The sequence below is a fragment of the Streptomyces sp. NPDC060035 genome (assembly GCF_042736635.1).
Classification (GTDB): domain Bacteria; phylum Actinomycetota; class Actinomycetes; order Streptomycetales; family Streptomycetaceae; genus Streptomyces.
Map to the genome: position 1 here is coordinate 203156 of NZ_JBHWVO010000003.1, position 26324 is coordinate 229479.

General features: G+C 70.0%; 23 protein-coding genes and 1 tRNA gene. 9 read left to right on the plus strand and 15 right to left on the minus strand.

Annotation, left to right across the window (positions count from 1 at the left end; genetic code table 11):
- Window positions 1–180: 180 nt before the first annotated feature.
- Window positions 181–702 carry a universal stress protein gene (locus ACFWBQ_RS05955; RefSeq protein WP_385484488.1) on the minus strand — a complete coding sequence of 174 codons (522 nt, stop codon included), beginning with the start codon at window positions 700–702 and terminating at the stop codon, window positions 181–183.
- 820 nt (window positions 703–1522) lie between these two features.
- Here ACFWBQ_RS05955 and ACFWBQ_RS05960 point away from each other — a divergent pair.
- From ACFWBQ_RS05960 to ACFWBQ_RS05970, 3 genes are all read left to right on the plus strand, one after another.
- Window positions 1523–2755 (plus strand): helix-turn-helix domain-containing protein, encoded by a 1233-nt coding sequence (locus tag ACFWBQ_RS05960; RefSeq protein ID WP_385484491.1) that lies wholly within the window; start codon window positions 1523–1525, stop codon window positions 2753–2755.
- 9 nt (window positions 2756–2764) lie between these two features.
- A complete protein-coding gene (gene orn / locus ACFWBQ_RS05965; RefSeq protein WP_329210829.1) occupies window positions 2765–3370 on the plus strand; it encodes an oligoribonuclease in 606 nt (201 codons plus the stop codon).
- Window positions 3371–3493: 123 nt separating this feature from the next.
- Window positions 3494–3566, plus strand: a tRNA-His gene (locus tag ACFWBQ_RS05970).
- A 183-nt stretch (window positions 3567–3749) separates the two neighbouring features.
- Here the strand turns inward: ACFWBQ_RS05970 and ACFWBQ_RS05975 are convergent.
- On the minus strand, window positions 3750–4697 hold the full coding sequence (locus ACFWBQ_RS05975; protein WP_385484494.1) for a zinc-binding alcohol dehydrogenase family protein: 948 nt from the start codon (window positions 4695–4697) through the stop codon (window positions 3750–3752).
- Window positions 4698–4772: 75 nt separating this feature from the next.
- On the opposite strand from ACFWBQ_RS05975, the gene ACFWBQ_RS05980 reads away from it, so the two are divergent.
- Window positions 4773–5264: a MarR family winged helix-turn-helix transcriptional regulator gene (locus ACFWBQ_RS05980; RefSeq protein WP_385484497.1), complete on the plus strand. Its 492-nt coding sequence runs from the start codon at window positions 4773–4775 to the stop codon at window positions 5262–5264.
- A 216-nt stretch (window positions 5265–5480) separates the two neighbouring features.
- The gene (locus ACFWBQ_RS05985) at window positions 5481–6647 is read left to right on the plus strand and encodes a winged helix DNA-binding domain-containing protein (RefSeq protein WP_385484500.1); all 1167 of its coding nucleotides are present in this window, start codon (window positions 5481–5483) and stop codon (window positions 6645–6647) included.
- 45 nt (window positions 6648–6692) lie between these two features.
- Here ACFWBQ_RS05985 and ACFWBQ_RS05990 read toward each other — a convergent pair whose 3' ends face one another.
- From ACFWBQ_RS05990 to ACFWBQ_RS06000, 3 genes are all read right to left on the minus strand, one after another.
- Window positions 6693–7241 (minus strand): YciI family protein, encoded by a 549-nt coding sequence (locus ACFWBQ_RS05990; protein ID WP_385484503.1) that lies wholly within the window; start codon window positions 7239–7241, stop codon window positions 6693–6695.
- A 153-nt stretch (window positions 7242–7394) separates the two neighbouring features.
- On the minus strand, window positions 7395–7751 hold the full coding sequence (locus ACFWBQ_RS05995; protein WP_385484505.1) for a hypothetical protein: 357 nt from the start codon (window positions 7749–7751) through the stop codon (window positions 7395–7397).
- Between the two features lie 176 nt (window positions 7752–7927).
- On the minus strand, window positions 7928–8572 hold the full coding sequence (locus tag ACFWBQ_RS06000; protein WP_385484508.1) for a hypothetical protein: 645 nt from the start codon (window positions 8570–8572) through the stop codon (window positions 7928–7930).
- A 742-nt stretch (window positions 8573–9314) separates the two neighbouring features.
- Here ACFWBQ_RS06000 and ACFWBQ_RS06005 point away from each other — a divergent pair.
- Window positions 9315–10319 (plus strand): helix-turn-helix domain-containing protein, encoded by a 1005-nt coding sequence (locus ACFWBQ_RS06005; RefSeq protein WP_385484511.1) that lies wholly within the window; start codon window positions 9315–9317, stop codon window positions 10317–10319.
- 118 nt (window positions 10320–10437) lie between these two features.
- On the plus strand, window positions 10438–11355 hold the full coding sequence (locus tag ACFWBQ_RS06010) for a Type 1 glutamine amidotransferase-like domain-containing protein (RefSeq protein WP_385484515.1): 918 nt from the start codon (window positions 10438–10440) through the stop codon (window positions 11353–11355).
- Window positions 11356–11399: 44 nt separating this feature from the next.
- Here ACFWBQ_RS06010 and ACFWBQ_RS06015 read toward each other — a convergent pair whose 3' ends face one another.
- The 8 genes from ACFWBQ_RS06015 to ACFWBQ_RS06050 all read right to left on the minus strand — a co-directional run bounded on the left by ACFWBQ_RS06015 (window position 11400) and on the right by ACFWBQ_RS06050 (window position 22291).
- The gene (locus ACFWBQ_RS06015) at window positions 11400–12443 is read right to left on the minus strand and encodes a LacI family DNA-binding transcriptional regulator (protein WP_385484518.1); all 1044 of its coding nucleotides are present in this window, start codon (window positions 12441–12443) and stop codon (window positions 11400–11402) included.
- A 216-nt stretch (window positions 12444–12659) separates the two neighbouring features.
- The gene (locus tag ACFWBQ_RS06020) at window positions 12660–14123 is read right to left on the minus strand and encodes a GH1 family beta-glucosidase (protein WP_385484521.1); all 1464 of its coding nucleotides are present in this window, start codon (window positions 14121–14123) and stop codon (window positions 12660–12662) included.
- A 125-nt stretch (window positions 14124–14248) separates the two neighbouring features.
- Window positions 14249–15172 carry a carbohydrate ABC transporter permease gene (locus tag ACFWBQ_RS06025; RefSeq protein WP_385484524.1) on the minus strand — a complete coding sequence of 308 codons (924 nt, stop codon included), beginning with the start codon at window positions 15170–15172 and terminating at the stop codon, window positions 14249–14251.
- A 15-nt stretch (window positions 15173–15187) separates the two neighbouring features.
- Complete coding sequence (locus ACFWBQ_RS06030) at window positions 15188–16186, minus strand: carbohydrate ABC transporter permease (protein ID WP_385484527.1); 999 nt, start codon at window positions 16184–16186, stop codon at window positions 15188–15190.
- Window positions 16187–16353: 167 nt separating this feature from the next.
- The gene (locus ACFWBQ_RS06035; protein ID WP_385484530.1) at window positions 16354–17676 is read right to left on the minus strand and encodes an extracellular solute-binding protein; all 1323 of its coding nucleotides are present in this window, start codon (window positions 17674–17676) and stop codon (window positions 16354–16356) included.
- An 817-nt stretch (window positions 17677–18493) separates the two neighbouring features.
- A complete protein-coding gene (locus tag ACFWBQ_RS06040) occupies window positions 18494–19966 on the minus strand; it encodes a cellulose binding domain-containing protein (protein WP_385484533.1) in 1473 nt (490 codons plus the stop codon).
- A 199-nt stretch (window positions 19967–20165) separates the two neighbouring features.
- Entirely contained in the window at window positions 20166–21578 is a 1413-nt protein-coding gene (locus ACFWBQ_RS06045) for a sensor histidine kinase (RefSeq protein ID WP_385484536.1), read from the minus strand.
- Entirely contained in the window at window positions 21575–22291 is a 717-nt protein-coding gene (locus ACFWBQ_RS06050; RefSeq protein ID WP_385484539.1) for a response regulator transcription factor, read from the minus strand. The genes ACFWBQ_RS06045 and ACFWBQ_RS06050 overlap by 4 nt, the downstream gene beginning before the upstream one ends.
- Before the next feature lie 78 nt (window positions 22292–22369).
- Here ACFWBQ_RS06050 and ACFWBQ_RS06055 point away from each other — a divergent pair, with 78 nt between their 5' ends.
- Window positions 22370–22915, plus strand: a complete 546-nt coding sequence (locus ACFWBQ_RS06055; RefSeq protein ID WP_385484542.1) for a hypothetical protein — start codon at window positions 22370–22372, stop codon at window positions 22913–22915.
- Between the two features lie 61 nt (window positions 22916–22976).
- Here the strand turns inward: ACFWBQ_RS06055 and ACFWBQ_RS06060 are convergent, their stop codons facing one another.
- Window positions 22977–23873 carry a spermidine synthase gene (locus ACFWBQ_RS06060; protein WP_385484545.1) on the minus strand — a complete coding sequence of 299 codons (897 nt, stop codon included), beginning with the start codon at window positions 23871–23873 and terminating at the stop codon, window positions 22977–22979.
- Window positions 23874–23960: 87 nt separating this feature from the next.
- Window positions 23961–24332 carry a hypothetical protein gene (locus ACFWBQ_RS06065; protein ID WP_385484548.1) on the minus strand — a complete coding sequence of 124 codons (372 nt, stop codon included), beginning with the start codon at window positions 24330–24332 and terminating at the stop codon, window positions 23961–23963.
- A gap of 241 nt (window positions 24333–24573) precedes the next feature.
- Between ACFWBQ_RS06065 and ACFWBQ_RS06070 the strand changes: the two genes are divergently transcribed.
- Window positions 24574–25956: a tetratricopeptide repeat protein gene (locus tag ACFWBQ_RS06070; RefSeq protein WP_385484550.1), complete on the plus strand. Its 1383-nt coding sequence runs from the start codon at window positions 24574–24576 to the stop codon at window positions 25954–25956.
- Window positions 25957–26324 lie beyond the last annotated feature (368 nt).

Below are 26324 nucleotides of genomic sequence, written 5' to 3' on the forward strand. Positions count from 1 at the left end.
TTCTGTGCTGCTGCTTCCTGATGCAGTACAGATACCCTTCACAAGCGCACAATCCACCTCCGCGCACGGGTGGATCCGCCGCACACACAGGGCAATTGACGCCGACTCGAAGAGTGTCGCCGCAGGAGCGCCCCGGGGCGAGCCGCCCGAGGACGGCGCCCGGGGAGGCAGGACCGAGCCTCAGGGGATGACGATGACCGGGCGCTGGGCGCGCCGCGCGAGACGGCCGGCCACCGAGCCGAAGATCCGTCCCACGATGCCGTGCGTGGAGCCGACGACGATCGCGTCGGCCGAGTACTCCCGGCCGACCTCCTCCAGCTCGTGACAGATGTCCCCACCGCGCTCCACGAGCACCCATGGCACCTCGGCGAGGTAGTCCGCACAGGCCAGCTCGAGCCCGAGGACCTCGGTGCGGTGATCGGGCACATCGACGAAGACGGGCGGCTCGCAGCCTGCCCAGACGGTGGTCGGCAGCCGGTTGGCGACATGGACGATGATCAGCCCGGAGCCCAGCCTGTTCGCCATGCCGATGGCGTACGCGAGGGCTCGCTCGCTGGACGTGGAGCCGTCGAAACCGACCACGACCCCATGCCGGAAGGCGGGATCGCAGGAAGGGCGCGACTCTGCGACCGTCTGCGGGTCCGACCGTGAGTCGGCTACCTGCTTGCGGTCTGCGGGTTCAGGGATTTCGTGACCGGCCATCGATGTCTCGGCGAAGAGAGTCCTCGTGAGGAGAGAGCGGTTCGGAGATTCGTTTAGGGATGAAGCTGTGTCCGGGAATCATCTTCCCAACCCCCTACCCCCAAGGGTACGGCGCCACTCCTCCACTGCCCAGAACCTCGCAAAGCGCATGCGGCGATGGAGGGAGCATGCCCGAGCCGGCCCCGTATGGCAATGCCGGTTGTGTCGTACACCCAGCTAGCGCCGCACGGAGGGTCCCCGCCCCCCATTTCCTTCCGGCCGCAAGAGCCGACCGCCGCGGACGGCTGGATGCGACGCACGCCCCGCCGGCCGGGCCGTCACGCCACGCCATCGGACGGCTCCGCTTCGTCTCCGTCCGGGGGCATTACGGTCCACGGGGGCCACAGGGGCGCACGGAGGCTGCCGGTGCACGGAGTGGTGCGCCGGTCGCATGACTGGAATACGCGCACGCAACCGCTACTTTTCAGCCAACTTCACATATCCCTTACGTGCTTGGCGTTTTGGCCGACCAACCCACGTGTCGCCAGGCAGGAATAGACCGCGCGGTACGCTTTGACCCGACGGGGACGGGCCATGATCGCAATGCGCACTTCCCTGTGGGGCTCGTGAGTGAAACGCTTCGTGATCGAATGCTTCGGGCCAAGTTGTCTTGTCGACATAGTGCCGGTGGGGGAACGTGTCACGTCGGCACCACGGAACGCAGTAGATTCGATCATGAGTGTCGAAGACTGGGGACGCGTGCGAGACCGAGGGGAAACGTGCAGGAGCGACAGGCCCGTAGGGACCAGGGAGACGCGAACACCGAGGGGGGCTTAGCGTCATGAGCGAGGACTCCGCCACCGCAACGGAGGCCGCACGGAAGCTGACCGGGCGGCGACGCCGGGAAGTTGTAGCCGTACTGCTGTTCAGTGGTGGCCCTATCTTCGAGAGCTCGATCCCGCTCTCCGTCTTCGGAATCGACCGGCAGGACGCGGGCGTTCCGCGCTACCGCCTGCTGGTCTGCGGGGGCGAAGAGGGGCCGCTGCGCACCACGGGCGGACTCGAACTCAGTGCGCCGTACGGCCTGGAGGCGATCAGCAGGGCCGGCACCGTCGTGGTGCCCGCCTGGCGGTCCATCACATCGCCGCCGCCGGCCGAGGCACTGGATGCGCTGCGCCGCGCACATGAGGAGGGCGCACGCATCGTCGGACTGTGCACGGGGGCCTTCGTGCTCGCGGCAGCCGGCCTGCTGGACGGCCGTCCGGCCACCACACACTGGATGTACGCACCGACGCTGGCCAAGCGTTATCCGTCGGTGCACGTCGATCCGCGCGAGCTGTTCGTCGACGACGGCGATGTGCTCACCTCCGCCGGAACGGCGGCCGGAATCGATCTATGCCTTCACATAGTCCGTACCGACCATGGCACAGAAGCAGCCGGGGCACTCGCCCGCCGGCTGGTCGTACCGCCGCGGCGCAGTGGCGGCCAGGAGCGCTATCTCGACAGGTCTTTACCGGAAGAGATCGGCTCCGACCCGCTCGCCGAGGTCGTGGCCTGGGCACTGGAGCATCTCCACGAGCAGTTCGACGTGGAGACGCTGGCCGCGCGCGCCTATATGAGCAGGCGGACCTTCGACCGAAGGTTCCGTTCGCTCACGGGCAGCGCACCGCTCCAGTGGCTCATCACCCAGCGCGTGCTGCAGGCGCAGCGGCTGCTCGAGACCTCCGACTACTCGGTCGACGAGGTTGCGGGCCGCTGCGGCTTCCGCTCGCCGGTTGCGCTGCGCGGGCACTTCCGCCGCCAGCTGGGCTCCTCCCCCGCCGCGTACCGGGCCGCCTACCGGGCCCGTCGTCCGCAGGGCGGGGCGCTGGAGAGCGTCGCCACGGTGCTGGAGTCGTCCGTGCCCGCCCAGGGCTCGGCACCGGGCCGGCGGACCGCTGCGGCGGCCTCCCCCGGCCTGTCTCCCATCACCGCGGCTGCGACCTCCGCCGGTCCTGCGGAGCAGCTGAAACCAGGCCCTGAGTCGTACGTTCCGGGACGCCCGGCACTGCCGGGGCAGCGGAGCGCCCCGTAGGGTGGGGCCATGAACGATCGCATGGTGTGGATCGACTGCGAGATGACCGGGCTCTCGCTGACGGACGACGCACTCATCGAGGTGGCCGCACTGGTCACCGACTCGGAACTGAACGTGCTCGGCGAAGGGGTGGACATCGTGATCCGCCCGCCGGACGCGGCCCTGGAGACCATGCCCGAGGTGGTGCGGCAGATGCACACCGCCTCGGGCCTCCTCGACGAGCTGGCCGGGGGCACGACCCTGGCCGACGCCGAGGAGCGGGTCCTCGCCTACGTACGCGAACATGTGAAGGAGCCCGGCAAGGCCCCGCTGTGCGGGAATTCGGTCGGCACCGACCGCGGCTTCCTGTCGCGGGACATGCCGTCACTGGAGGGGTACCTCCACTACCGGATCGTCGATGTGTCCTCGGTCAAGGAACTGGCACGCCGCTGGTACCCGAGGGCGTACTTCAACAGTCCGGACAAGAACGGCAACCACCGGGCACTGGCGGACATCCGCGATTCGATCACGGAGCTCCGCTATTACCGGGACGCGGTCTTCGTACCGCAGCCCGGCCCGGACTCGGCGCACGCCAAGGAGATCGCGGCCCGCCACGCACCGCCCGCCGGGCAGTAGGAAAACGCCCCTGGTCACGGGCCCTACGGGGCCTGTGATCCGGTCCGGAAGAACTCGGGCGCGAGCACCCTCCCGGACCCTGTACACTTTTTCTCGGCCGGTCGGAAACGACCGGACGACATGGTGGGTATAGCTCAGCTGGCAGAGCACCTGGTTGTGGTCCAGGATGTCGCGGGTTCAAGTCCCGTTACTCACCCTGATTGATCAAGGGCCGGTCTGTGAAAACAGACCGGCCCTTCTTCATGTTCCGGCCGGCCCGGCGGTCGGCACATGAGTGTTCCTGCTCACCTGCCACCTACCCCCCTGAGATCGCCGCCGAAAGTGACCGTCGGGCAGCAGCCATCAGGGCACCTCGTCGGTCCGCACCTTCTGCGTCCTGTCAGGCGACGCGGAGGATGCTCTTGCCGTGGGTGGTGCCCTCGGCGAGGCGCTGCACGGCGATGGCCAGGTCTGCCAGGTCGTACTCTGCGGTGATGTCCACGCGCACCCGGCCGTCCGCGACGAGGCCGAGTGCACGGCGGGCACTGTCGGCGAGCCGCTCGGGGTGGGTCCGGCTGAGCAGGTTGCTGTTGTAGGTCACGAGCGATGTGCCCTGCATGAGCAGGTCGTTGGTGTCGGCCAGGACAGGTTCGTACGTGCCGAGGTTGCCGTATGCCACCAGTCGGCCGTGCGCTGAGAGCGCCTCGAGGCCGGCTCGGCGGGTCACGCCGCCGACCGGGTCGAGGATCACGTCGAACTTCTCGTCGCCGAGCCCGGCCGGGAAGTCCTCGCGCAGCAGGACCTGGTCATAGCCGAACCGGGCGGCGTACTCGGCCCTGCCGCCGTTGCCGGCCACGCCGACGATCCGGCCGGCCCCGGCCAGTCGGGCGAACTGGGCGGCGAGCGTGCCGACCGAGCCGGCGGCCGCGTGGATCAATACGCTCTCACCGGGCCGCACATGCGCGGCGGTGTTGATCAGGTCGTAGGCGGTCGGTGCACCCCACCCGAGGCCTGCAGCCGTCCGCAGCGGCAGGTCGCCGATGCCCAATGTGAGCACGGAGGGCGCCAGGACCACCTCGGCACAGGCGCCTGCCGTGGTCAGTGCAGTGACGGGCTCGCCGATACGGCTTGCGTCGACGCCCTCGCCGACCGCGACGATGTGCCCGGACGCCTCGAAGCCGGGGACGAAGGGGCGCGGCACGGGGAAGTGGCCGTCCCGGACCATGGTGTCGCCCCACTGGATCCCGGCATGGGCGACGCGGATCGCCACCTGGCCGGGGCCGGGGGCGGGCTCGTCGAGTTCGGCGAGCCGGTAGTGGTCAGTGGTGTCGAGAATGACAGCCTTCATGATTACAGCCCCCTGTGTTGACTCAGTATCCTTACAGTCGAGAACCGTAGATATATAAGGTCCCTGAGTCAACTCATGAACCTGGCAATGGAAGAGGAGTACGCGGTGGAAGCCCCGATCGAGGATGACCTCTGCACCCGGATCAGGCGGTCGGAGCAGGCGCTCATGGCGCACCACGAGGCAGTGCTGCGCGCCTACGGGCTGACCATGACGCAGTACACCGTGCTCCTGGCCCTCGGGCGCGAAGGCGGCCTGTCCGGCGCCCAACTGGCCCGCTCCTGCGGGGTGACGCAGCAGACGATGAGCAGTGTGCTGACCAATATGGACACCAAGGAACTCATCCGCCGCGAGACGTCCCCGGTGCACGCCAAGGTGCAGATCGCCACCCTCACCGATGAGGGCCGGGCGCTGCATGACCGCGCCTACCAGGAGGTGATCATTCTTGAGCGCGCGCTCACGGACGCGTTCACGCCCTCCGAGCACGCCTCACTCTGCGAACTTCTGGAACGCGCCACCACCGTCCTGATCCAGCAGACGCGTCACGCGACGGCTCCGCCCACCACCTGAGCCCTCGGCCGCCACTCGCGCGGGAGCCCCGTCACCGCGTACCCGCTCCGGAGGATTCGGTCACCCGCCTGCGATGCCTGCCTGTTCTGCCGTGCCCGTCGTGCTGACCGCCGCCGAGCGCCGTCGGCCGAAGAAGATGACTCACGGCCGTACCGAGGCATGACCGCCGGTTCGTTCCGGGTTCCGCACGGCGCGGCGGAACGAGAGACTCTCGGCATGACGATCACTGCTCGCGCCCTCAACCGCGCCACTCTCGCCCGGCAGTTGCTGCTCGGCCGGGAGTCGCTCGAGGTCTCCGACGCCGTGCGACGGGTGGTCGCCCTCCAGGCGCAGCAGCCCGCCTCGCCGTACCTCGCGCTGTGGAACCGGATCAGCGACTTCGACCCGGCCCACCTCGATGCTGCCGTGGCCGGCCTGCAGGCGGTCAAGTCGACGCTGATGCGGATCACCTTGCACATGGTCCACGCCGAGGACTACCGGGCCTTCCGCGAGGCCATGGAGCCGACTCTGCGCGCATCCAGGCTCGGCACCCGTTTCACGGCATCCGGGCTCACCGCCGCCGACGCCGGCGCCCTGGTCCCGGATCTGCAGAGGTACGCCGACCGGCCGCGGACCTCCGCCGAGGTGCGGGGCTGGCTCGAGGATCGAGTGGGCGCACCGATGGAGCCCGTGCCCTGGCGGATGCTGCGGCAGTACGCGCCGCTGTGGCACGCGCCCGTCGGAGGGCCCTGGTCGTTCGACACCCAGCAGTCGTACGTCTCGGCCGGCACGCGGCCGACGCTGACTGATCCTGACGCTGCCGCCGAGGGCCTGCAGACCCTGATCCGCCGGTACCTGGAGGGCTTCGGGCCGGCGTCCGTGGTGGACATGGCGCAGTTCGCGCTGGTCCAGCGGGCCCGGGTCAGGGCGGCGTTGCAGGCGCTCGGCGCCGAGCTCGAGCAACTGGACGGCCCCGACGGCACAGTGATGTACGACATCCCCGGTGCGCCACGGCCGGCCGAGGACACTCCGGCCCCACCCCGGCTGATGGCGATGTGGGACAGCATTCTGCTGGCGTACGACGACCGCAGCCGCGTCATCCCACCCGCGTACCGCAAGCATGTGACCCGCATGAACGGCGACGTGCTGCCCACCCTGCTGGTCGACGGCTACGTCGCCGGCGTCTGGCGTCCCGTGGACGGGGGAATCGAAGCCACCGCCTTCCACCCCCTTCCCAGCCACGTCTGGCAGGAACTGGCCGCAGAGGCCCGGTCGCTCACGGCGCTCCTCGCCGACCGCGACCCCAGGGTCTACCACCGCTACGGCCACTGGTGGGCCAAGGGGCTGCCGGCCGCCGAGACACGCCTGCTCCCCGCCGACCGACCTGACACCGCCCCCGGTTGAACGTGCGGTCCGCGCCGGTCCGGCACATCGAGTCGCCCTCGGTCATCACGACCGCCCGCCGAACTGCCAGTTGTGCACCTCGACGGCGGCGTACCGGTCGGGGGTCAGGACGGCGCGGGCCGTGTCCGGGTCCGGCGCTCGGACCAACGCAGCCGTGCCCAGCCAGGTGGCACCGTCGTCGGACAGCAGGGGTCCGTAGGCGATCAGTTCGTCCCGGTCGGACGGCACCGCGAGGTCGGCGGCCGGCCCCTCGCCGAGGCCGAGCACCAGGTACCGGTTGCCACCGGTCCGGCCGCCGGGGAATTCCCACATGGTGCGCCCCATCGTGTTGCGCCACCGTCGCAGCAGCACGTCCCGGTATACGCCGGCCTGGTAGGTCGGCTCGTCGAAGGCGAACGCGCGGGCAGCGGCGGGATCGGGCAGGGCGACGATGTGCACGCTCCCCGTGGGTGTGTCGCCGTCGTCGGCGAGGGTCGGGCCCCGGGCGATCATCTCCTTCGCGTACCGGTCCATATATGACCGATGCTTCTCCAGCAGCTCGTTGCGCAGCGGCAGGGAGCCGGGCCGGTCACGGTGGTAGCAGAGGAATTCCATGCCCAAGGATCTCGCCAGCTAGGTGACCGGGTCGAGTGGGTTTCACCGCGATCGCTGCTCGGCAGCCTCGACGCCAATCAGTTTCTGGGGTAATGACCGAGAAGTCCTACGGCCTTGCCGCCGAACGGCGGCAAGGCCCCAGGACTGCCGGGCTCATGTAGAGCCGGACAATCCCGAACTCTCTTCCTCGGCCATGTGGCCACGTCCGATCGTCATTGACCACCGCACTGTTGAAGAAGCTTGCACGGAAACAGTGCCCGCTTTCTCTACCCCTCGTACACCGACTTGATTGTACGTGGTCGTCACTTCACCCTTGAGGCATTCCAGCGGGAACTCGACAGCGACGGAATTCACCATGACCTTGACGTCGCCCTCGCCTTTGCATCTCACCGCGACAATGAGAGCATCCCCCTTCTCCCCCGCGCCGAACTCGATAGTGCGCCCACCCTGTGTCTCGCCTTGCCGAGCAGCGAGGGTTTCGTCGCCGTCAAGTTCGGGCGGTTGTGTCACGGAAGGCTGCGAGGGGCTGGCTGACGCGGAAGGGACCGCAGGACTGGAGTCCGATTCATGAGACGGGGAAGATGCTGATTTGTTGGCGTCGGAGGAAGCAGACGTACAGCCAAGCATTGATGCGAGCAGGACTGCCGGGAGCAGGAGGCCTGATTTATGCATCGGCCGAATTCGCATCACTTCTTCTCCCAGATCGCCCAGCCGACCCGACGCGGAGTGTAGACGGTTGCGGTCGTCTTGGCTCCCCTGGTGCAGTTCGCGTAGAGGTACTGTCTGTAGCCGGCGCTCTTCAACCGGTAAACACCGTACGCGGCGTACGTGGTGTACTTCGACGGAGTATCCACCGCGATCTTGTTCCCCAGCTTCGCCGTGAGTTTGGCAGACAGCTCTACGTTGTACTCACCTTCGATCTCCGCCATCAACACAGAACCCGACACCTTGACCGAAACGCTCGATGCGATACCCACCTCGCCCGTAACCTCGGATATGAACTCCGATCTGGCTACACGCGACGTGCCGTTGTAGTTGGCCTGCTGAGCCCCCACTCCTTTGTGATAGTCCTTGTACTTTGCAGTGGACTCCCACCTCCAACCCGGCTCGCACGGCTGGGCATTGGTGCCGTCCTTCGGTGGCTTCCCCGTGGGGAAGGCGTCCTCCGGCGGCGGTGCCTGACCCTCCCCCACTCCGCCCTCGACGAGGTCCGGCTCCTCCGGCGGAGCCGTCTCGATCGGCGCTGCCGACTCAGTGGGAACCGGGTCCGCAGCAAAAGCCGGACTGCCGGCCCCCAAAACGGCTATAGCCGCGCCCGGCGCAATCAGCATCGATGCGATTCCAGATGGACGCATAACGAAATCCCCCTGGTTGGCGCGAATCATGGGTTGGTCGGCCCCCTCGCGCAGAAGCCTGATCTTGCAGGAGGCTCACTTGCTGTACAAGGCCGCCGCGAGAACTCTGAGGGGAACTTGATGTCCCATGTGCGGCAACCTCGCGGCGCCAGGAACTCGTCACACGATCTTGTTGAGATGTCTTGGCGGGGCGTACCGGTGTGTCGATTCGGCCGTTCGTGATGGTGCGGGTACTCGACCGTGGATCGTTGACGATGAGTTGTGGGCGCAACCACCACCTGATCCAGGACGGTCACGGCACCCCGCTCAAGGTCATCACCTCCGCGGCCAACGTCAACGACGTCACCCAGACCCTCGCCCTGGTCGACGGCATCCCGCCCGTCGTGGGTCGCCCCGGCCGACCACGCCGACGTCTGAGACCGGCCTCGTACCGGGGCCCCCTTCACCGGGTCGCGGAAACGCGCGACCCGGTTGCCCGCGACGCGGTAACGCGCGACGTAAAAGCTTTTGAGAACCAGGGAAATCACCCTCCCCACCCAAACCCGACCCCACCCCGGCCGCCGTCACTCACAAGGGTGACTTATGGCAACTCGGCTGGATTTCAGGTGGGTTGACTGGCATATGCTCGCCGCGACAACCCCAGACATGCGACGGCCCCCGACCGGGACAGCGAATCCTGATCGAGGGCCTGACCACCGAGGAAGTAGACCCCTTCCCGATGGATACCCAGCAGATTACCGCGCCCCCGTGCGCCCCGACCCCCGCATCCGGGGGCTCCACGCCGTCATCCGGTGTCATCCACATCAACGTCCGGCACGTCGCCGGTTTTACGGTCATCGGCAACCACCTCAGCCGGCACCGCGGCCTCTCACTCGCCGCGATCGGGCTCGCCGTGCACATCCAGTCGCTGCCCGCCGGAGCCAGGATCGGCATCAAGGTCCTCGCCGGCCGCTTCCCGGACAGCGAGACCCGCATCGCCGCCGCCCTGCGTGAACTCGAAGCCACCGGCTACCTCCACCGCAGCCGCGTACGCCTCCCCAACGGCCGCATCGCGACCCGTACGGTCTCGTACAACCAGCCGGGCGCCGACGCGTCCACCGCAGCAGCGCACGCGCCTCGGACCAGGCCCAGCCACCCGGCCCCGCTGCCCGCGCCACCGGCCACACCCGTCCCGGCCCCCACTCCCGCGCCGCAGCGCACCCCGGCTCCCGTACCCGTACCGCAGGCCGTCCCCACCATGGCCGCACCGGAGCCCGCGCAGCTGCCCGCGCCTGTCCTCGTACCGGCGCCCACCGCACGCCGGGCACCGCCCCCGCCACTCCCCCAGCCGCAGGCGCCCACCCCGGAACTGCACCGGACAGCCGCTGCGCTCCTCGCCGACCTGCGCCGGTACGCACCCCAACTCGCCCTCTCCGAGAGCGACATCGACGCACTCGCACCCGGAGTCACCGCCTGGCTCGAACGCGCCGCCCACCCCGACACCATCCGCCACGCCCTCACCGCCGACCTGCCGGTCCCGCTGAAACACCCGGCAAGGCTTCTGCGGCACCGGATCACGGCCCTCCTCCCGCCTCCGCTGCCCGGAGCCCAGGACCTTGCCCCTGCGCGCCGCAGCGTCATCGTCATCCCGCTCCAGAACTGCGACCGCTGCGACCGCGCCTTCCGGGCACGCGAGCCCGGCCACTGCCGCGACTGCCGCACCGACCTCACCCGGGCCGCCTGACCAGGAGCAGTCGGAACCGTCACACGGGATCCATTCGATTGCGGCAGGACGCGAGGCCCGGCATCGTTCGCGGACAACTCCCTGTTCGTGCAGGTCCGATCCTCAAGGAGGAGCCGCTGTGGCCATCGCTCCCGTGCGTCGTCCGGCGCTGCTCGGTGGAGGCTTCTCGACCGACGACGACGGGCTGCTGGACGACTGGGTGCTCACCCACGCGCGTACGCCCCGGCCCAGGGTGTGCTTCCTACCCACGGCGAGCGGGGACGCCCCCGCCTATGTGGAGAGGTTTCGCGCCGCCTTCCAGTCACGCACGGACTGCGAGTCCTCTGTACTGCCTTTGTTCCGTCGGGAGTTCGACGATGCCGCCCTGCGCGCGTTCCTGCTCGCCCAGGATGTCGTGTACGTGGGCGGCGGCAACACCGCGAACCTGCTCGCCGTCTGGCGCACGCACGGCGTCGACCAGCTGCTGCGGGAGGCGTACGACCGCGGGACGCTGCTGTGCGGGATCAGTGCGGGTGCCAACTGCTGGGCGCAGGGCTCGCATACCGATTCCTTCGGCCCGCTCACCTTCCTGCAGGACGGCCTGGACCTGCTGCCCGGCTCGGTGTGCCCGCACTACGACAGCGAGCCGGGCCGCCGCCCCTCCTACGGGTCAGCCGTGGCGAGCGGGCAGCTTCCCCCGGGATGGGCCGTGGACGACGGCGCGGGAGCCCTCTTCACGGACGGACGGTGTGCTCGTGGAGGCAGTGACCCGGACTCGCGATGCACGGCTGCACCGGGTGGAGCCGGACGGGCTGGGCGGGGCTGCCGAGCGTGCGCTGCCGTGCCGCCTGCTCACGGGCCGCTCCGTCGCATCTCCCGTGGACCCGGGCTGATGTGTCTGGGGGCCCTGGCCCATAGCCGCCCGCGCACCCACGTGAGCCCCGCCACAGAGCACTCCGTACCGCATGGAAGCGCATCGGCCGGGCATGCGACACAACGGTCCTGCCGCGCTCTCCCCCGACGCGGCAGGGCCGCCCCGTTCACCGAGAAGTTGTGAAAGCTGCGCCGCCCCTGACAGGAGAAGCGGTCGCCCGCGCCGGATCAGGACGACTCGCGCACCACCAGCTCCGTGGGCAGCACGATCCTCGGCCGTTCCTCCGTGCGTTCCTCCGACCGGTTCGCGATCTCCTGGAGCAGGACCCGGGTCATCGTGCGGCCCATCTCCTCGATCGGCTGGCGAACACTCGTCAGCGGGGGGTCCATGTGGCGGGCCACGGCGGAGTCGTCGAAGCCGATCAGGCCCACGTCGTCCGGGATGCGGCGGCCTGACTCGCGCAGGACCTGGCGGGCACCTGCCGCCATCACGTCGGAGGCGGCGAAGACCGCGTCCACGTCGGGGCGGCGGGCCAGCAGCTCCCGCATGGCGCGGGCGCCTCCCTCCTCGCTGAAGTCGGCCGGGGCGATGAGCCGTTCGTCGGGGTCCAGGCCGGCCGCGGCGATGGCCTTGCGGTAGCCGTCGAGGCGGCGCTGCGCGCCGTACACGTCGAGGCGTCCGGTGATGGTGGCGATGGCGCTGCGGCCTCGCGATATGAAGTGGTCGACCGCCGCGCGTGCGCCCTCGAAGTTGTCGGAGTCGACCGAGGGCAGCGGCTCCGCGGCGTGCCTGCGGCCGCTGATCACGGAGGGCATGCCGAGCTGTTCGAGGAGATCCGGTAGCGGGTCGTCGGCGTGGACGGAGACCAGCAGGACGCCGTCGACCCGGTGGGCGGTCAGGTACTGGGCCAGCCGACGGCGCTCGCGGTCGCTGCCCGCCAGGGTCAGCAGCAGCTGCATCTCCGTGTCGGCGAGGGCCGCCCCCACCCCTCGTACGATGTCGGAGAAGTACGGCTCGGCGAAGAACCGGGTCTCGGACTCGGGTACGACGAGGGCGATGGCGTCCGTCCGGTTCCCGGCGAGCGCCCTGGCCGCCCGGTTGGGTACGTATCCCAGCTCGGCGACGGCCGCCTCGACGGCCTCCCTGGTCTGTGCACTGACCCGTGGCGAGCCGTTGATGACGCGTGAGGCCGTGCCCCGCCCCACGCCGGCCCGTGCCGCTACTTCTTCGAGCGTGGGCCGCCCGCCACTCCGTACTCGCGCTGCCGCCATGGCTGCCTCCCGTTCGCGGTCAATTTCTCACAGCCGGATAGCCAAACCAAGTCTCGCTGTCCGATCCCTTGACGCTCACCCGGGCCGACCGGCCCATTCGTAGCGCCACACCTTTTGGGAGCGCTCCCAAGCCTACGGGGTCACTGTGACGAACGCGTAAGGCGGACACAAAAAAGCGAGACCCGGCGCACGGCCGGGTCTCGCTGATCGTGCAGGTCAGACGGTTCCGTCGGCCGGGGGCAGGGCGTGGCGGCGGATCACGTCGGAGTACCAGTGGGCGCTGGCCTTGGGAATGCGGCGCTGGGACGCGTACTCGACGTACACCGCCCCGAAGCGCTTCGAATAGCCGTACGCCCACTCGAAGTTGTCCATCAGCGACCACAGGAAGTAGCCGCGGACGTCCGCACCGTCGGCGATGGCCCGCTGTACGGCGTCGAGGTGCCCGTGCAGGTACGCGACGCGCTCGGGGTCCTCCACCTTGTCTTCGGGCGAGAGGTAGTCGTCGAACGCGGCACCGTTCTCGGTGACCATCAGCGGCAGGCCGGGGTGCTCCCGGTGGGTGTCCATGAGCAGGTTGTAGAGCCCGTTGGGGTCGATCGACCAGTCCATCGCGGTGCGCTCCTTCCCCTCGGCGAGGTGGAAGGCGACGTGCTCGGAACCGGGCCACGGGGAATGGTCGCTGCTGCCGTGGGCGTCGCTACGCGCGTAGTCGGCCCCTGCCACCGGGTTGGAGACCAGCGTCGGTGTGTAGTAGTTGATGCCGAGGGCGTCAACCGGACGCGAGATGGTGGCGAGGTCGCCGTCATGGACCAGCTTCGACCAGTCCACCAGGTGCGAGGTGTCGGCGATCAGGTCCTCGGGGTACTCGCCGCGCAGCATCGGGCCGGTGAAGATGCGGTTGCCCACGGCGTCGATCCGGCGGGCGGCGTCGGCGTCGGCCGTGCTGCCGGTCAGCGGGCGGACCTGGTGGAGATTGAGGGTGACCGAGGTCTGCGCAGCAGCGGGGAGTTGGGCGCGCAGAACCTCGATCGCCCGGCCATGGGCGAGATTGAGGTGATGGGCCGCCTGCAGCGCTGCTGCGGGCTCGGTACGGCCCGGGGCGTGCACACCGGATCCGTAACCGAGGAAGGCCGAGCACCACGGCTCGTTGAGGGTGGTCCACATGCCGACGCGGTCGCCGAGGGCGCCGGAGACGATGGCGGCGTAGTCGGCGAAGCGCTCGGCGGTGGCGCGCTCGGGCCAGCCGCCGGAGTCTTCGAGCTCCTGGGGCAGGTCCCAGTGGTAGAGGGTGGCGACGGGCGCGATGCCGGCGTCCAGCAACTCGTCGACGAGCTTGCGGTAGAAGTCCAGGCCGCGCTCGACGGCGGGGCCGCGGCCGGTGGGCTGGACCCGGGACCAGGAGACGGAGAAGCGGTACGCCTTCAGCCCGAGCTGCTTCATCAGCGCCACGTCGTCGCGGTAGCGGTGGTAGTGGTCGGCGGCGATGTCGCCGGTGTCACCGTTGTGGATCTTGCCGGGGGTACGGCTGAAGGTGTCCCAGATGGACGGCGTGCGGCCGTCCTCGGCGGCGGCACCCTCGACCTGGTAGGACGCGGTGGCCGCACCCCAGATGAAGCCCGTGGGGAAGTTCGTTGCCTCGGGCGCCTGCTTCGGGGTGATGTCGGGTCGTACTGCAGTCATGCGGGAGCGCTCCCAAGAATGGACGAACGGGGACAGGGATGAGGGGGCCGAGGATCCCGTACGGCCTGTGGTCAGGCACAGGCCGTACGGGACGACCGGGAGTGGAGCGGGGAGGGCCGGGGAAGTCAGCCCTTGACGGCGCCGGACATGATTCCCCCGACGATCTGCTTACCGAAGATCACGAAGACGACGAGCAGAGGCAGGGTGCTGATCAGCGCACCTGCCATGACGATGCTCTGGTCGGGGACGTAGGACGCGCTCAGCTGCCCGAGTGCGACCTGGAGCGTGGGGTTCTGCTGGTTCAGTGCCAGGTAGGGCCAGAAGAAGTCGTTCCAGGACTGGACGAAGGTAAGCATGCCGAGCACCATCATGGCCGGTCGGGCGACCGGGAGCACGATGCTCCACACGATGCGGAGGTTGTTCGCCCCGTCCACCCTGCCCGCCTCGATGAGCTCGTACGGCAGTGCCTCGATCAGGTACTGACGCATGAAGAACACGCCGAAGGCGCTCACCAGGGTCGGGAAGATCACCGACTCCAGCTGCCCGCCCCAGCCGATGTCGGCCATCATCATGAACAGCGGTACGACGCTGAGCTGCGGGGGAATCGTCAGCGTGGCGATGACCGCCGTCATCAGCGCGCCGCGGCCCCTGAAGCGCATCTTGGCGAAGGCGTAGCCGGCCAGGGTGCAGAAGAACAGGGTCGCCGCGGTGATGCTGCCGGACACGATGACCGTGTTGAGGATGGCCTTGCCGAGGCTGGCCTGCTCCCAGGCCGCCTCGATGTTGTGGAACAGGTTGCCGCCCGGGAGGAACGGCGGGGTGGTGTCGAGCACTTCCTGCTGGGTGCGGGACGCGGCGACCAGCGTCCAGTACAGCGGGAACAGCGAGCCGAGGCCGACGACGGTGAGGGCGAAGTACGCGAAGGGGCCCGCGTGGTGCTGACGGCCCGCTCCGGGCTTGAACCGGCGCCGTCGCGGGGGGGCGCTGTGGGCGGCGGCGGTTTTGGTGACGCGGCGGTCCGGAGTGGTGATGGGGCTTGTGGTGGTCATGGATTTCGCTCCCCGTCAGGCCGCGGTCTTGCGCGCGAGGCGCCCGATGAGCCAGTTGATCGCGGCAATGAGCAGCAGCAGGACGAGCATGGCCCAGGCGACTGCGGCGGCCGGACCGAGGTGTCCGAGGGTCCAGCCGTAGTTGTGGAGGTAGATGCTGAGGGTTTCGTACTGGTTCTCGGTGCCGCCCTGTGCGCCGTTGGCGCCTCCTTCGAGCAGGAGGGGCTCACCGAACAGCTGCATCGATCCGATGGTCGAGATGACGATCGTGAAGAGGATCGTCGGCCGGAGCGCGGGAATCGTCACGTTGCGGAACTGCTGCCAGCGCGAGGCTCCGTCGAGCGAGGCCGCCTCGTACAGGTCGGACGGCACCGCCTGCATCGCGGCCAGGTAGATCAGGGTGTTGTATCCCGTCCAGCGCCAGATCACGATGACCGCGATGGCGATCTTGGAGGTCCAGTGGCCGTTGGCCCAGTTCGTGTCGCCGGCGCCGAAGAAGCCGAGGACCCAGTTCAGCAGGCCGCCGTCGGCCCGGAACACCAGGGCGAAGACGATGGCGGCCGAGGCCACCGAGGTGGCGTACGGCGTGAGGATCACGGTGCGCCAGAAGGTGCTGGCGCGCAGTTTGTAGTTCAGCAGGTGCGCCAGTCCCAGCGCGACCATCAACTGCGGAACGGTGGAGATGACGCCGATGACGAACGTGTTGGAGACCGCGGTCCAGAACTCGTCCTCCTGCAGGATCTTGCTGAAGTTCTCGAAGCCGACCCATTCCATCTGGTCGAGGCCGGTCATCTCCACCCGGTGGAGGGCGATCCAGCCGGTGTACACGAGCGGGTAGAGCCCGAAGGCCCCGAAGACGAGGAAGAAGGGCGCGATGTAGGCGTACGGCGACGCCTTGTCGTCGAAGCGCCACAGTCGACTGCGCCAGGCCTGGCGGCCGGGAGTCATGGGCTTCGGGGCACGGCGGCTGGGCCGGGATCCGTGTGCGCCCCTGGTGGGAGTGGTGGTTGCCACAGGTGGGAGTCCTTCCCTGGGGTGTGCCGACACCGCAGGGGCAGGCCGGACCTTTGGTCAGGTCCGGCGGAGGTGTCGGAAATGGTGCGCGGTGCCGATGCGGGAACCGGCACCGGTGCGGCCGCCCGGGACGTGGAAGACGTCCCGGCCGCCCGCACCGGCGAGGATCAGCCGATCACCTTGTCGACCGCTTCGGTGGCGGCGTCCCAGGCCTTGTCCGGCTTGGTGCCCCGCTGCTCCATGTTGTTGATCTGGGTGGAGATGGTGTCCTTGATGACCCCGTCCTTCGGGCCGAGCACCGCGGCGGGGATGGCCTGCGCCTCTTCGGCGTAGATCTCACCGATCGGGGCGTTGTTGAAGTACTCCAGCGTGGCGGTCTTCACTTCGGGGAGCTCGTAGGCGCCCTTGTTCGACGGGAAGAGACCGGCGGCCTTGAAGATGGCGGCCTGCTGCTCCGGAGCGGTCAGCCACTTGACGAGCTCACCGGCCTCCTTGACGTGCTTGCCCTTCGCGGGCACGACGAGGAACGAACCTCCCCAGTTGGCCGCGGTCTGACCCGGGGTGCGGGCGATGTCCCACTTGCCCTTGAACGCGTCACCGGCGTCCGTGGAGATCCGCGCGGCCATCCATGCGGGGCAGGCCACGGTGGCGATGGTGCCCCTGCGCAGGGCCGCCGTCCACGCGGGGGTGAACTGGGCCAGGCCCTGGGTCAGCTTCTTGTCGGCGGCCTCGGCGGCGAGGTTCCAGCCCGCCTTGACTCCGGCGCTCTCCTTGTAGATCGCCTTGCCGTCCTTGGCGTAGTACTGCTCCTCGCTCGAGCTGACCACGCCGTTGTACATGGCGCTGGCGGAGTCCATGAAGTAGGTGCCCTTGGGAGCCTTCTTCATGTACTCCTCGCCGAGCTTGAGGTAGTCCTCCCAGCCGCCGGCGAACTTCGCGGCGACTGCCTCGCGGTCGGCCGACAGTCCGGCCTTCTCGAAGAGGTCGCGGCGGTAGCAGATCGACATCGGGCCGATGTCGGTGCCCGCGCCGATGACCTTGCCCTCGTCGGTGCTGGCCTGCAGGGACTTCCAGCTCACCCACTGGTCGGCGTCGATCACCTTGGACAGGTCGACGAAGGCGTCCGCCTTCGTGTCGACAAGTTCCTTCACGCGGCCGACCTCGACGCCGTGGATGTCGGCCAGACCGCTGCCCGTGTTGAGCTGCTGGAGGAACTTGGGGTAGTAGATCTTCTCGTCGGATGAGGTGTTCGCCTTGACCGTGATGTTCGGGTGAAGCTCGTGGTACTTCTCGAAGAGCTTCGCCTCCTTGTAGCCGAACTGTCCGAAGTCGGCGAGGGTCAGGGTGATGTTCCCGTCCGCGTCTGCCCCGTCCGAGTCCGAGCCCGAGTCGCTGCAGCCGGTCAGCAGCAGGGCGGCGGCCGTGAGGCCCGTGGTGGCTATGACGGCGGTTCTGCGGCTTCGACCTGCGACGGTGCGGGTGATGCGCATTCCACTACTCCTTGTTCCAGGGTGGGACTGGCGTTCAATCTGCTCGGCATACGCGCTGGTGGGTGCGGTGCCATGGATACGGGAACGACATGGGCCGGTGCCGTCCCCGTACGAGCGAAAACCTCGTTCGTTATGGGAGCGCTCCCATGCGCTGATGCCGGAAGATTGCTGCCTCAAGGGGGTGGGTGTCAAGAGTTGAAGACGCTTCCGTTGCCCGAGTGTGTCCTGCAAGTCACGCGACTGTGTCCGGTAGAGGTCTTGCGTTAACCTGCGCACCCTGCATGCGTGAGGCGCTGAGATGTGAATCTCCGCAGGTCAGCGGGGTGTTGCTCCGGGAATTGGACTTCCGCCCCGGGGAAGAGCCGTGCGCGGAGCGGATTTCGGGACGGGACTCCCAGAGGTGCCGACTTCTCCGGTCGCCCGGGGAACGCCCGCCGAAGAATGAACGGGGCGGCGCACGGTGGGGGCGTCCTGGGGGCTTGAGGCCGATTCCGCGTTCTTTCCCCGAACTCCGGGGGTGGGGCGGGCGGTTCCGCTTAGCCGTGGGAGCGCGGCGGTCCGGGCCGCGCCGTCCCCCGTCGACGGAGGGGGTGGGGCGGGACCGTGCCGTGGCCTCGATGGGCATTGCGAACGCAAGCGCCGGGCGGGCATATCGAGCCCGCCCGGCGATCGAGGACGTCCTTGGGCCCGCACCGCCACATGAAAGGGGCGCACCCCGGCCGGGTGTGGGGGTGTGGGGCCGGCCGGGATGCGCGCGGGGGGTGGCGGTCTGCGGGAGCGGAGGGCTGCCGGGGTGGCGGTCTGCGGGAGCGGAGGGCTACTTGAAGGCGCCGAACGCCTTCGTGAACGCCAGCGGCTCCTGGAGGATCGAGCTGCAGCTCGCGTCCGCCGTCGGCTTCGTGCCGCCGGCGCACTCCTTGTCGCGGGTGCCGGACCACATGGCGAGCCGGCCGATGCCCTTCTCCTTGGCGAACTTCACCAGCTGCGCGGCGTCGTCGACCTTGAAGATCTCGGTGGCGACGTCGTTCACGCCGATCATCGGGGTGACCGCGACCGCCTCCCAGGCTGCCGCGTCGGACAGCCCGAGCACCCCCTTGATCTGGGCCTGCGTGGCGGTGGCCGCCTGGGTCGCGTAATCGCCCATGTCGCCGCTGTACGAGGCCCCGTAGTCCATCGCCATGACGTTGACCGAGTCGACCCGCACGCCGTTCTTCTTGGCGTCGGCGATCAGGTCGACACCGGGCTGGGTCAGCCCTTCGGGCATCACGGGCAGGGTGAAGGAGACGTCCAGGCCGGGGTGCGCCTTCTGGAGCTGGGCGATGGCCTGCGAGCGGCGGGAATTGGCCGCGGTGTCGGGCAGGGCACCACCCTCGATGTCGAAGTCGACCTTGGTGAGCTTGTACGTGTCGATGACCTTGCCGTACGCGGCGGCGAGGTCGGCGGCCGAGGAGCAGTGCAGGGCCAGCTCCGCGCCCGCCGCACCGCCGAAGGAGACCCGGACGTCGCCCCCCTGTGCCCGCAGCGCGTCGATCTGGCCGGCCACCTTGTCGTCGCCGAGGCCGGTCACCCCGCCCCAGAGCGGGGTGCAGCTGCCGTCGGAGGTGATGAAGGCGAGGTTGAACTCCTTGACGCCGGTCTTCCCGACGGTGTCCAGCAGGTCGTACGCCGGGTACAGCGACGTGTCGATGTACGGGGCGAATCCGGCACCCGTGGCCGTGCCGCCCTCGTCACCGCCGCCGGACGTCTCGGACGGCGTCGGTGTGGGCGTTGCCGACTCCGTGGCGGTGGGGGTGGGCGTCGGCGCGGGGGTCGCGGTCTCCGTGGGGCGTCCGCTGGGCTGCGGCGTCGCCCCGGTGTCGACGGAGCACGTGGCGTTGTTGATGAGGCAGCCGGCCGGATCGGCAGCGGTTCCGGACGAGGCGGTGACGAAACCGACCGTCACCGACGCGCCGGGGGCGAGGTCCTTGTTCCAGCTCGCGGGCTTCACCGTGACGTGGGTTCCGCTGACGGTGTGCTCGCCGTTCCAGAGCGAGTCGATCTTCGTACCCGCGGGGAGGTCGAATTCGAGCGTCCATCCCGACTGAGCCTTGCCGGTGTCGTTCGTGACGACGTACTGCCCGGTGTATCCGCCGGTCCAGCCGCTCGTCCTGGTGTAGGTGGCACCGACCGCCGCGGCCTGCGCCGTGCCGGTGAGTGCGAAGACCGTGCCACCGATGACTGCCGCGGCGACGACGGCGCCGACGGCCTTGGTGCGGGTGCTCGTCGTACGGCGGTGCGTGCTGGTGCCCATCGCGTTCCTGCCTCTGTCCTGCGGGGGGGGTGATGTTTGCGTCTGCACGCTAGCCGCCCCGAAACGGGCAAAAGTCGCTTCCGGGACCTGAGTTGGTGTTCTTAGGGTTGGCTTAAGGAGCGCATCGGTACTGGTTAAAGGTTCGGCTCGGCCCCGGCGGCTTACGGAGCTCTGCGTTCCGCCCCGTCACTCCGTGTCGCTACCGCTTTCCGATCCGCTTCCCTGTGCGCTTGCCCACCCGGTGCCCACGGCGCCCACGCTCGGAGGGGCCGCCGTCGAGCCCGATCCAGATGCGTACCTCCGTACCGCCGAGTACCGAACGCCCGATCCGCAGATCACCGCCGGTGGACTCGGCGACCCTGCGGACGATGTCCAGGCCGAGGCCGGTCGAGCCCACGGCGCCCGGTTCTTCGCTGCGTCCGCTGGCTCCCCGGGCCAGGGCGGCCTTCGGATCGGCTATGCCGGGTCCGGCGTCCGAGACCAGGACGAGCACCGCATCGCCGCTGTGGTGCACATCGACGGCGAACGCGGTGCCCTCCGGGGTGTGCCGGAAGACGTTGCCGAGCAACGCGTCCAGTGCGGCGGCCAGTTCGGGCCTGGCGACCGGGATCCGTACCGTACGGTCCACTCCCGCGAGGCGGACCGTACGGCCCTCGTCCTCGGCCAGGGCGGACCAGAAGCCCATGCGTTCGCGGATCACCTCGGACGCGTCGCACCCGGCGCCCGCGCCCGTCTGCACGCCCTGGGTCTGGGGGCGCTGTTCCCGGGCGGTACGGATGATCGTGTCGACCTCGCGCTCCAACTGCTCCACCGCCGCCCGGGTCTGCTCGGCGGCGGGGCCCTCCCCCAGTGACGCGGCGTTGAGCCGGAGCACGGTCAGCGGGGTGCGCAGCCGGTGCGAGAGGTCGGCGGCCAGTTCGCGTTCGTTGGCGAGGAGCTGGACCACCTGGTCCGCCATCGAGTTGAACGCGACGGCGGCGGACCGCAGTTCGGTGGGCCCCTCCTCGGGGACCCTGGTGCCCAGCCTGCCCTCCCCCAGATCCTGGGCGGCGCCTGCGAGCCGCTGGGCGGGCTCCACCATGCGTACGCCCAGCCGGTCGGCGACCGCCACCGAGCCGACGATCAGCGCGATGCCGACGCCCGCCAGCATCAGCCAGGCCGTGCCGACGCCGTTGGAGACCTCGCCCTCGGGTACGAACACCTCGACGACGGCGATGTCCCCCGAGCCCAGTGCGGTGGGCTGGAGCAGCACGGAACCGCCCGGGACCTCGGTGATGGAGGCGCGCCCCGATGTCCGTACGGTCTCCAGGACCTTGCGGGTGGCGCGCCTTGTGCCGATCTCCAGGCGCCGGCTGTCCGGCTCCTCGGCGGCGGGGACATGGACGGCGAGCCGTCCCCGGCCGCCGGGTTCGGTGGACAGGACCGCGCGGGTCAGTTCCTCGCGGTCGGTGGTGATGGTGAGCGTCGGGCCGATGGTGGCGGCCTGGCGCTCGGCGTCGGAGAAGGCACGGTCGCGGGCCATCTCCTTGATGACGAGCCCGAGCGGCACCGCGAACGCGATCACCACCATGGCGGTGACGGCCAGACAGACCTTGACCAGGGCCCACCTCATGCGGGCGGTTCCGTCACGGCCGGCGGCGCCGGGGGTTCGAGTTTGACACCGACACCGCGCAGCGTGTGCAGATAGCGCGGCCGGGCCGCCGTCTCGCCCAGTTTGCGGCGCAGCCAGGAGAGATGGACGTCAATGGTCTGGTCGTCGCCGTAGGACTGCTGCCATACCTCGGCCAGCAGTTCCCGGCGCGCGACGACCACTCCGGGGCGCCCGGCGAGAAAGGCCAGCAGGTCGAATTCGCGGCGGGTCAGATCGAGTGTCGCGCCGTCCAGTTCGGCCTGGCGGCGCAGCGGGTCGATGGAGAGCCCGCCGACCTGGATCACGCGCGGGGGCGGTGACTGACCGCCGGTGCCGCGGGTGCGGCGCAGTACCGCGGCCATGCGTGCCGACAGGTGCTCCACCGAGAACGGCTTGGTCAGGTAGTCGTCGGCGCCGTCGTTGAGCAGCCTGACTATCTCGGCCTCGTCGTCCCGCGCGGTCGCGATGATCACGGGAACGTCGGTGATGGACCGCAGCATCTTCAGTGCTTCGGCGCCGTCGAGGTCGGGCAGTCCGAGATCGAGAATGACCACGTCGAACCGGAAGTGCGCCACTTCGCGCAGGGCTTCGAGCGCCGTGCCGACACTCCGAACCGTGTGAGAGGCCTCGGTCAGGTGCCGGATGAGGGCGGAACGTACGAACTGGTCGTCCTCGACCACGAGCACACTAGGCATGGGCGGCACCGTAACCCATGCGGACGGACCCGGTCCTCTCCGGGACAGCACCGGTTCGGGTGGGGCAGGATATGCCCGATGCAACGAGGACTCGTACACGCGATCGCATGGTCGCTGTCCACCGGGGCGGCGGTCACGCTGTCGTGGTGGGGTGTGCACACGGTGATGTCGGGGACGGCGTACGATCCTCCGCGCGCCGTGCCGATCTCTGTCGGCACACGGACCGAACAGGCGGCGGACAAGCCGGTGTCGTCGTCCACCCACCGTGCCCTCCCGTCGCCCGAGCCCAGCGCGACCGCTTCGCCGGCCACGCACCCTCCGTCCCGGCGTCCTTCGTCCCGTGCCCCGTCGAGCAGCCCGGCCGCCCCGCCGAAGTCCTCTGCGCCCGCGGCGTCGTCGGGGGATGTGAAGAGCTATCCGACCCACGGCGGCCGGGTGGTCCTGGAGCTGGCGAGCGCTTCGGCGAAGCTGGTCTCGGCGACCCCGGAGCAGGGCTGGTCGATGCAGGTGTGGACGAACGCGGAGTGGATCCGGGTGGACTTCAGCGACGGGGGCGGGGCGACCGTCTCCGTCTTCTGCACCTGGAACGGTCATCCGCCGACGGTGCAGGTCGTCGACCAGTAGGGCACGTGCGGCCGGGAGAGCCCGTCGTTCGTCCCCTCACGTGGGACCGCGGCGAGCCCGCTTACGTGAAGGCGCCGGGCGGCGGGGCGGGGGACGGCTTGGCGCCCTCGTCGGTGACGACGGCGGCGCCGCCGGTGAAGTCGGCGAGAGCCCGGCCGTGTTCGACCCGGCCGGGGTGCGGGTCGCTCGCGACCCGTCGGGTCAGTTCGGCGACGGCGATCGGCAGGTCGGAGGCGACCAGAACCGCGTTCCCGAAGCGGCGGCCCCGCCAGACGGTCGGGTCCGCTGCCAGAGCCAGCTCGGGGAAGAGGGAGGCGGCGGTGGCGATCTGGCCGCGGAGGTGGGCGAGCGGCGGACCGTCGGCGAGGTTGGCGGCGTACCGCCCACCGGGCTTCAGCACCCGGCGTACCTCGCCGAGGAATTCGGCGGAGGTGAGGTGTGCGGGGGTGCGGGCCCCGCTGAAGACGTCGGCGATGACGAGGTCGGCCCAGCCGTCCTGGATCTTGGCGAGCCCGGCGCGGGCATCTCCGGAGCGCACCCGTATCCGGGCCTGTGGGTCCAACGGGAGCTCCCTGCGCACGAGTTGGACCAGGGCGGCGTCGATCTCGACGATCTGCTGGGTGGAGCGGGGGCGGGTCGCCGCGATGTAGCGGGCGAGCGTGAAGGCGCCGCCGCCCAGGTGCACGACCTGGAGGGGCTGGTTCGGGGGCGCCGAGAGATCGATGACATGGCCGAGCCTGCGCTGGTATTCGAACGAGAGGTACGAGGGGTCGTCCAGGTCCACGTGGGACTGCGGGGCACCGTCCAGCAGCAGGGTCCAGGCGCGCGGGCGTTCACGGTCGGGTACGAGTTCGGCGAGGCCGCCGTCCACCGTCGCGGCGACGGGCTCCTGCCCGCGGTCGCGCTCGGACCGCTTCCGGGCGCTCGCACCCTTGGCCGGCGCTCCTCGACGTGCCACGCGCGCTCGTCCTCGCTCACCGGATCGGGCCGGTTCCTGGGGTGGACCGGCGACGGCGGGAGATCCGCCCACCAGGCCATTATGGCCTCAGCGGCAGTTGTCGGCCGCCTCGATGAGCCTGGCCGCCTGGTCGAGCGCGGCCCGCAGCGCGGCCGGGTCGGTGACCGGGGCGTCCTCGGCGGGCGGCAGGAGCCAGCCGCCGCCGGTCACGGGCGGCTCGGCGGGGATGCGCAGCCCCCGGCCGTCCGTCCGCGTACAGGCGCTGCCGGGTACGTCCCAGGCGTCGGCGGTGCCGGGCGGCACCAGGAAGCCGAGGATGTCGCAGGCTCCGTCGTGCAGGACCGGGCCGACGACCACGTGGTCCGCACCGCGGCGCAGGATGTCCACGGCCTCCAGGCCCTGACGTGCCGGGACGGTCACCAGGTCGCACGGTGCGGTTTCCGGACCGATGTGCAGCAAGGGAACCCCTCCTCTCGTCGCGAGGCAGAGCCACGCTCCGCCTCCTCATGGACCAACGCGCCGACTGCGTCAAGGGCTACGGCACTACGCCGCCGCAAAGGGTGGCAGTTCATGGCGGATCGTGGGCGAGATGTCTCGTTTATGGGGAAACGCTGCGTGTGTGGCGTGTCACAACAGGTACGTTCTTGCTCCGCCGGGACACCGGAAGCAGGCGCCCGGCTGCACCAGAGAGGGCCCCGCCATGGTGTCGACACGGGCAGTTCCCAACCTTGCTTTCCGGCGGCTGCGCGGTCAGCGCTCCGCCGGGGAGTTCGCGGCCGCGGTCCGCAGGGCCGCACGCGAGATCGGGGAACACGTCGCGTGCGACGCCCGGTACGTCGGGCGCGTGGAGTCCGGCGAGATCCGATGTCCCAACTACGCGTACGAACGGGTGTTCCTGCACATGTTCCCCGGGGCGAGCCTGGTGGACCTGGGCTTCTCGGCCCGCGAGAGCGTGCGCGGCCGGGGGGCACACACGTGGGCCACCGCGCCTCCGCCCCTGCCCCCCATGCTCCACAGCGATATCGACGAGGAGAGCGACGTGCTGCGTCGCGTGTTCATGACGAGCGGCACCACCACGGTGGCAGCCGCGTCCCTGGGCCTGGGCGGCCCCTCAGCCGTCACCGGTCCGATGGCCGTGCCCCCACAACGCCGGGTCGGCGAGGCCGAGGTGAGCGCCGTCGAGAAAGCGGTGCGGCAGATCCGGCTGCTGGACGACCGGCACGGCGCGGACGGGCTCTACCGGCGGGCCTCCCAGCCGCTCCGGGCCGCGTACGCCCTGCTGGACGCCGGCACCGCGAGCCGCCGCAGCACCGCGGACCGGCTGCACTCGGGCGCCGGCGAGCTGGCGATCTCGGTGGGCTGGCTGGCGCACGACTCGGGCCGCTTCGACGACGCGCGCTCGCACTACGCGGAGGCGCTCGCGACGGCGCGGCTGGCCGGGGACGCGGCCCTGGAGGCGCACGCGTTCTGCAACGCGTCGTTCCTGGCCCGGGACACGGGGCGGGCGCGGGAGGCGGTCCGGGCCGCGGAGGCCGGACAGCGGGCTGCCGGCCCGCTCGGCTCACCGCGGCTGCTGGCCCTGCTCGCCCTGCGGGAGGCGGGCGGGCGGGCGTGGCTCGGCGACCGTACCGGGTGCGAGCGGGCCATCGGGCGGGCGCGTACGGCTTTCGAGCGGGGGGAGGGTGCGGCGGACCCCGAGTGGATGTCCTTCTTCCGCGAGGCGGAGCTGGAGATGCTGGAGGCGCAGTGCTGGTCGGCGCTGGGCGACTGGCCGAGGGCGGCGCGGCATGCGCGGCGGGCCACTCGGCTGCAGGATCCGCACTTCACCCGGAACCTCGCGCTGTACCGGGCGCAGCTGACCGGTGACCTGGCGCGGGCGGGTACGGCCGACGAGGCGTCGACGGCGGGCCAACAGGTACTGGACCTGCTGGACCGCGTCCAGTCCTCGCGGATCCGGGGGATGCTGGCGAGCGCGGTACGGGTGCTGAGGCCGCGGGGCGGTCCGGAGGTGGCGGCGTTCCTGGAGCGCTACGAGGAGTTGCCGCCGGTGCCGGTGCCGGTGCGGGTGCCGTCCGCGGGGTGAGCCGGTCCTGGCGCCGAAGGGCCGGTCCGTCGAGCGGGGCCCTCCCGGCGCCAGGGTTCCGTCCTCAATCGCCGGACGGGCTTCAACTGGCCCCGGCCCCTCGAGTGGGGCCAACCCCCGGCGTCAAGGTTCCGCCCTCATCGCCGCACGGGCTCCAACTGGCCCCGGCCCCCTCGAATGAGGCCAACCCCCGGCGTCAAGGTTCCGCCCTCATCGCCGCACGGGCTTCAACTGGCCCCGGCCCCTCGAGTGGGGCCAACCCCCGGCGTCAAGGTTCCGCCCTCATCGCCGCACGGGCTTCAACTGGCCCCGGCCCCCTCGAGTGGGGCCAACCCCCGGCGTCAAGGTTCCGCCCTCATCGCCGCACG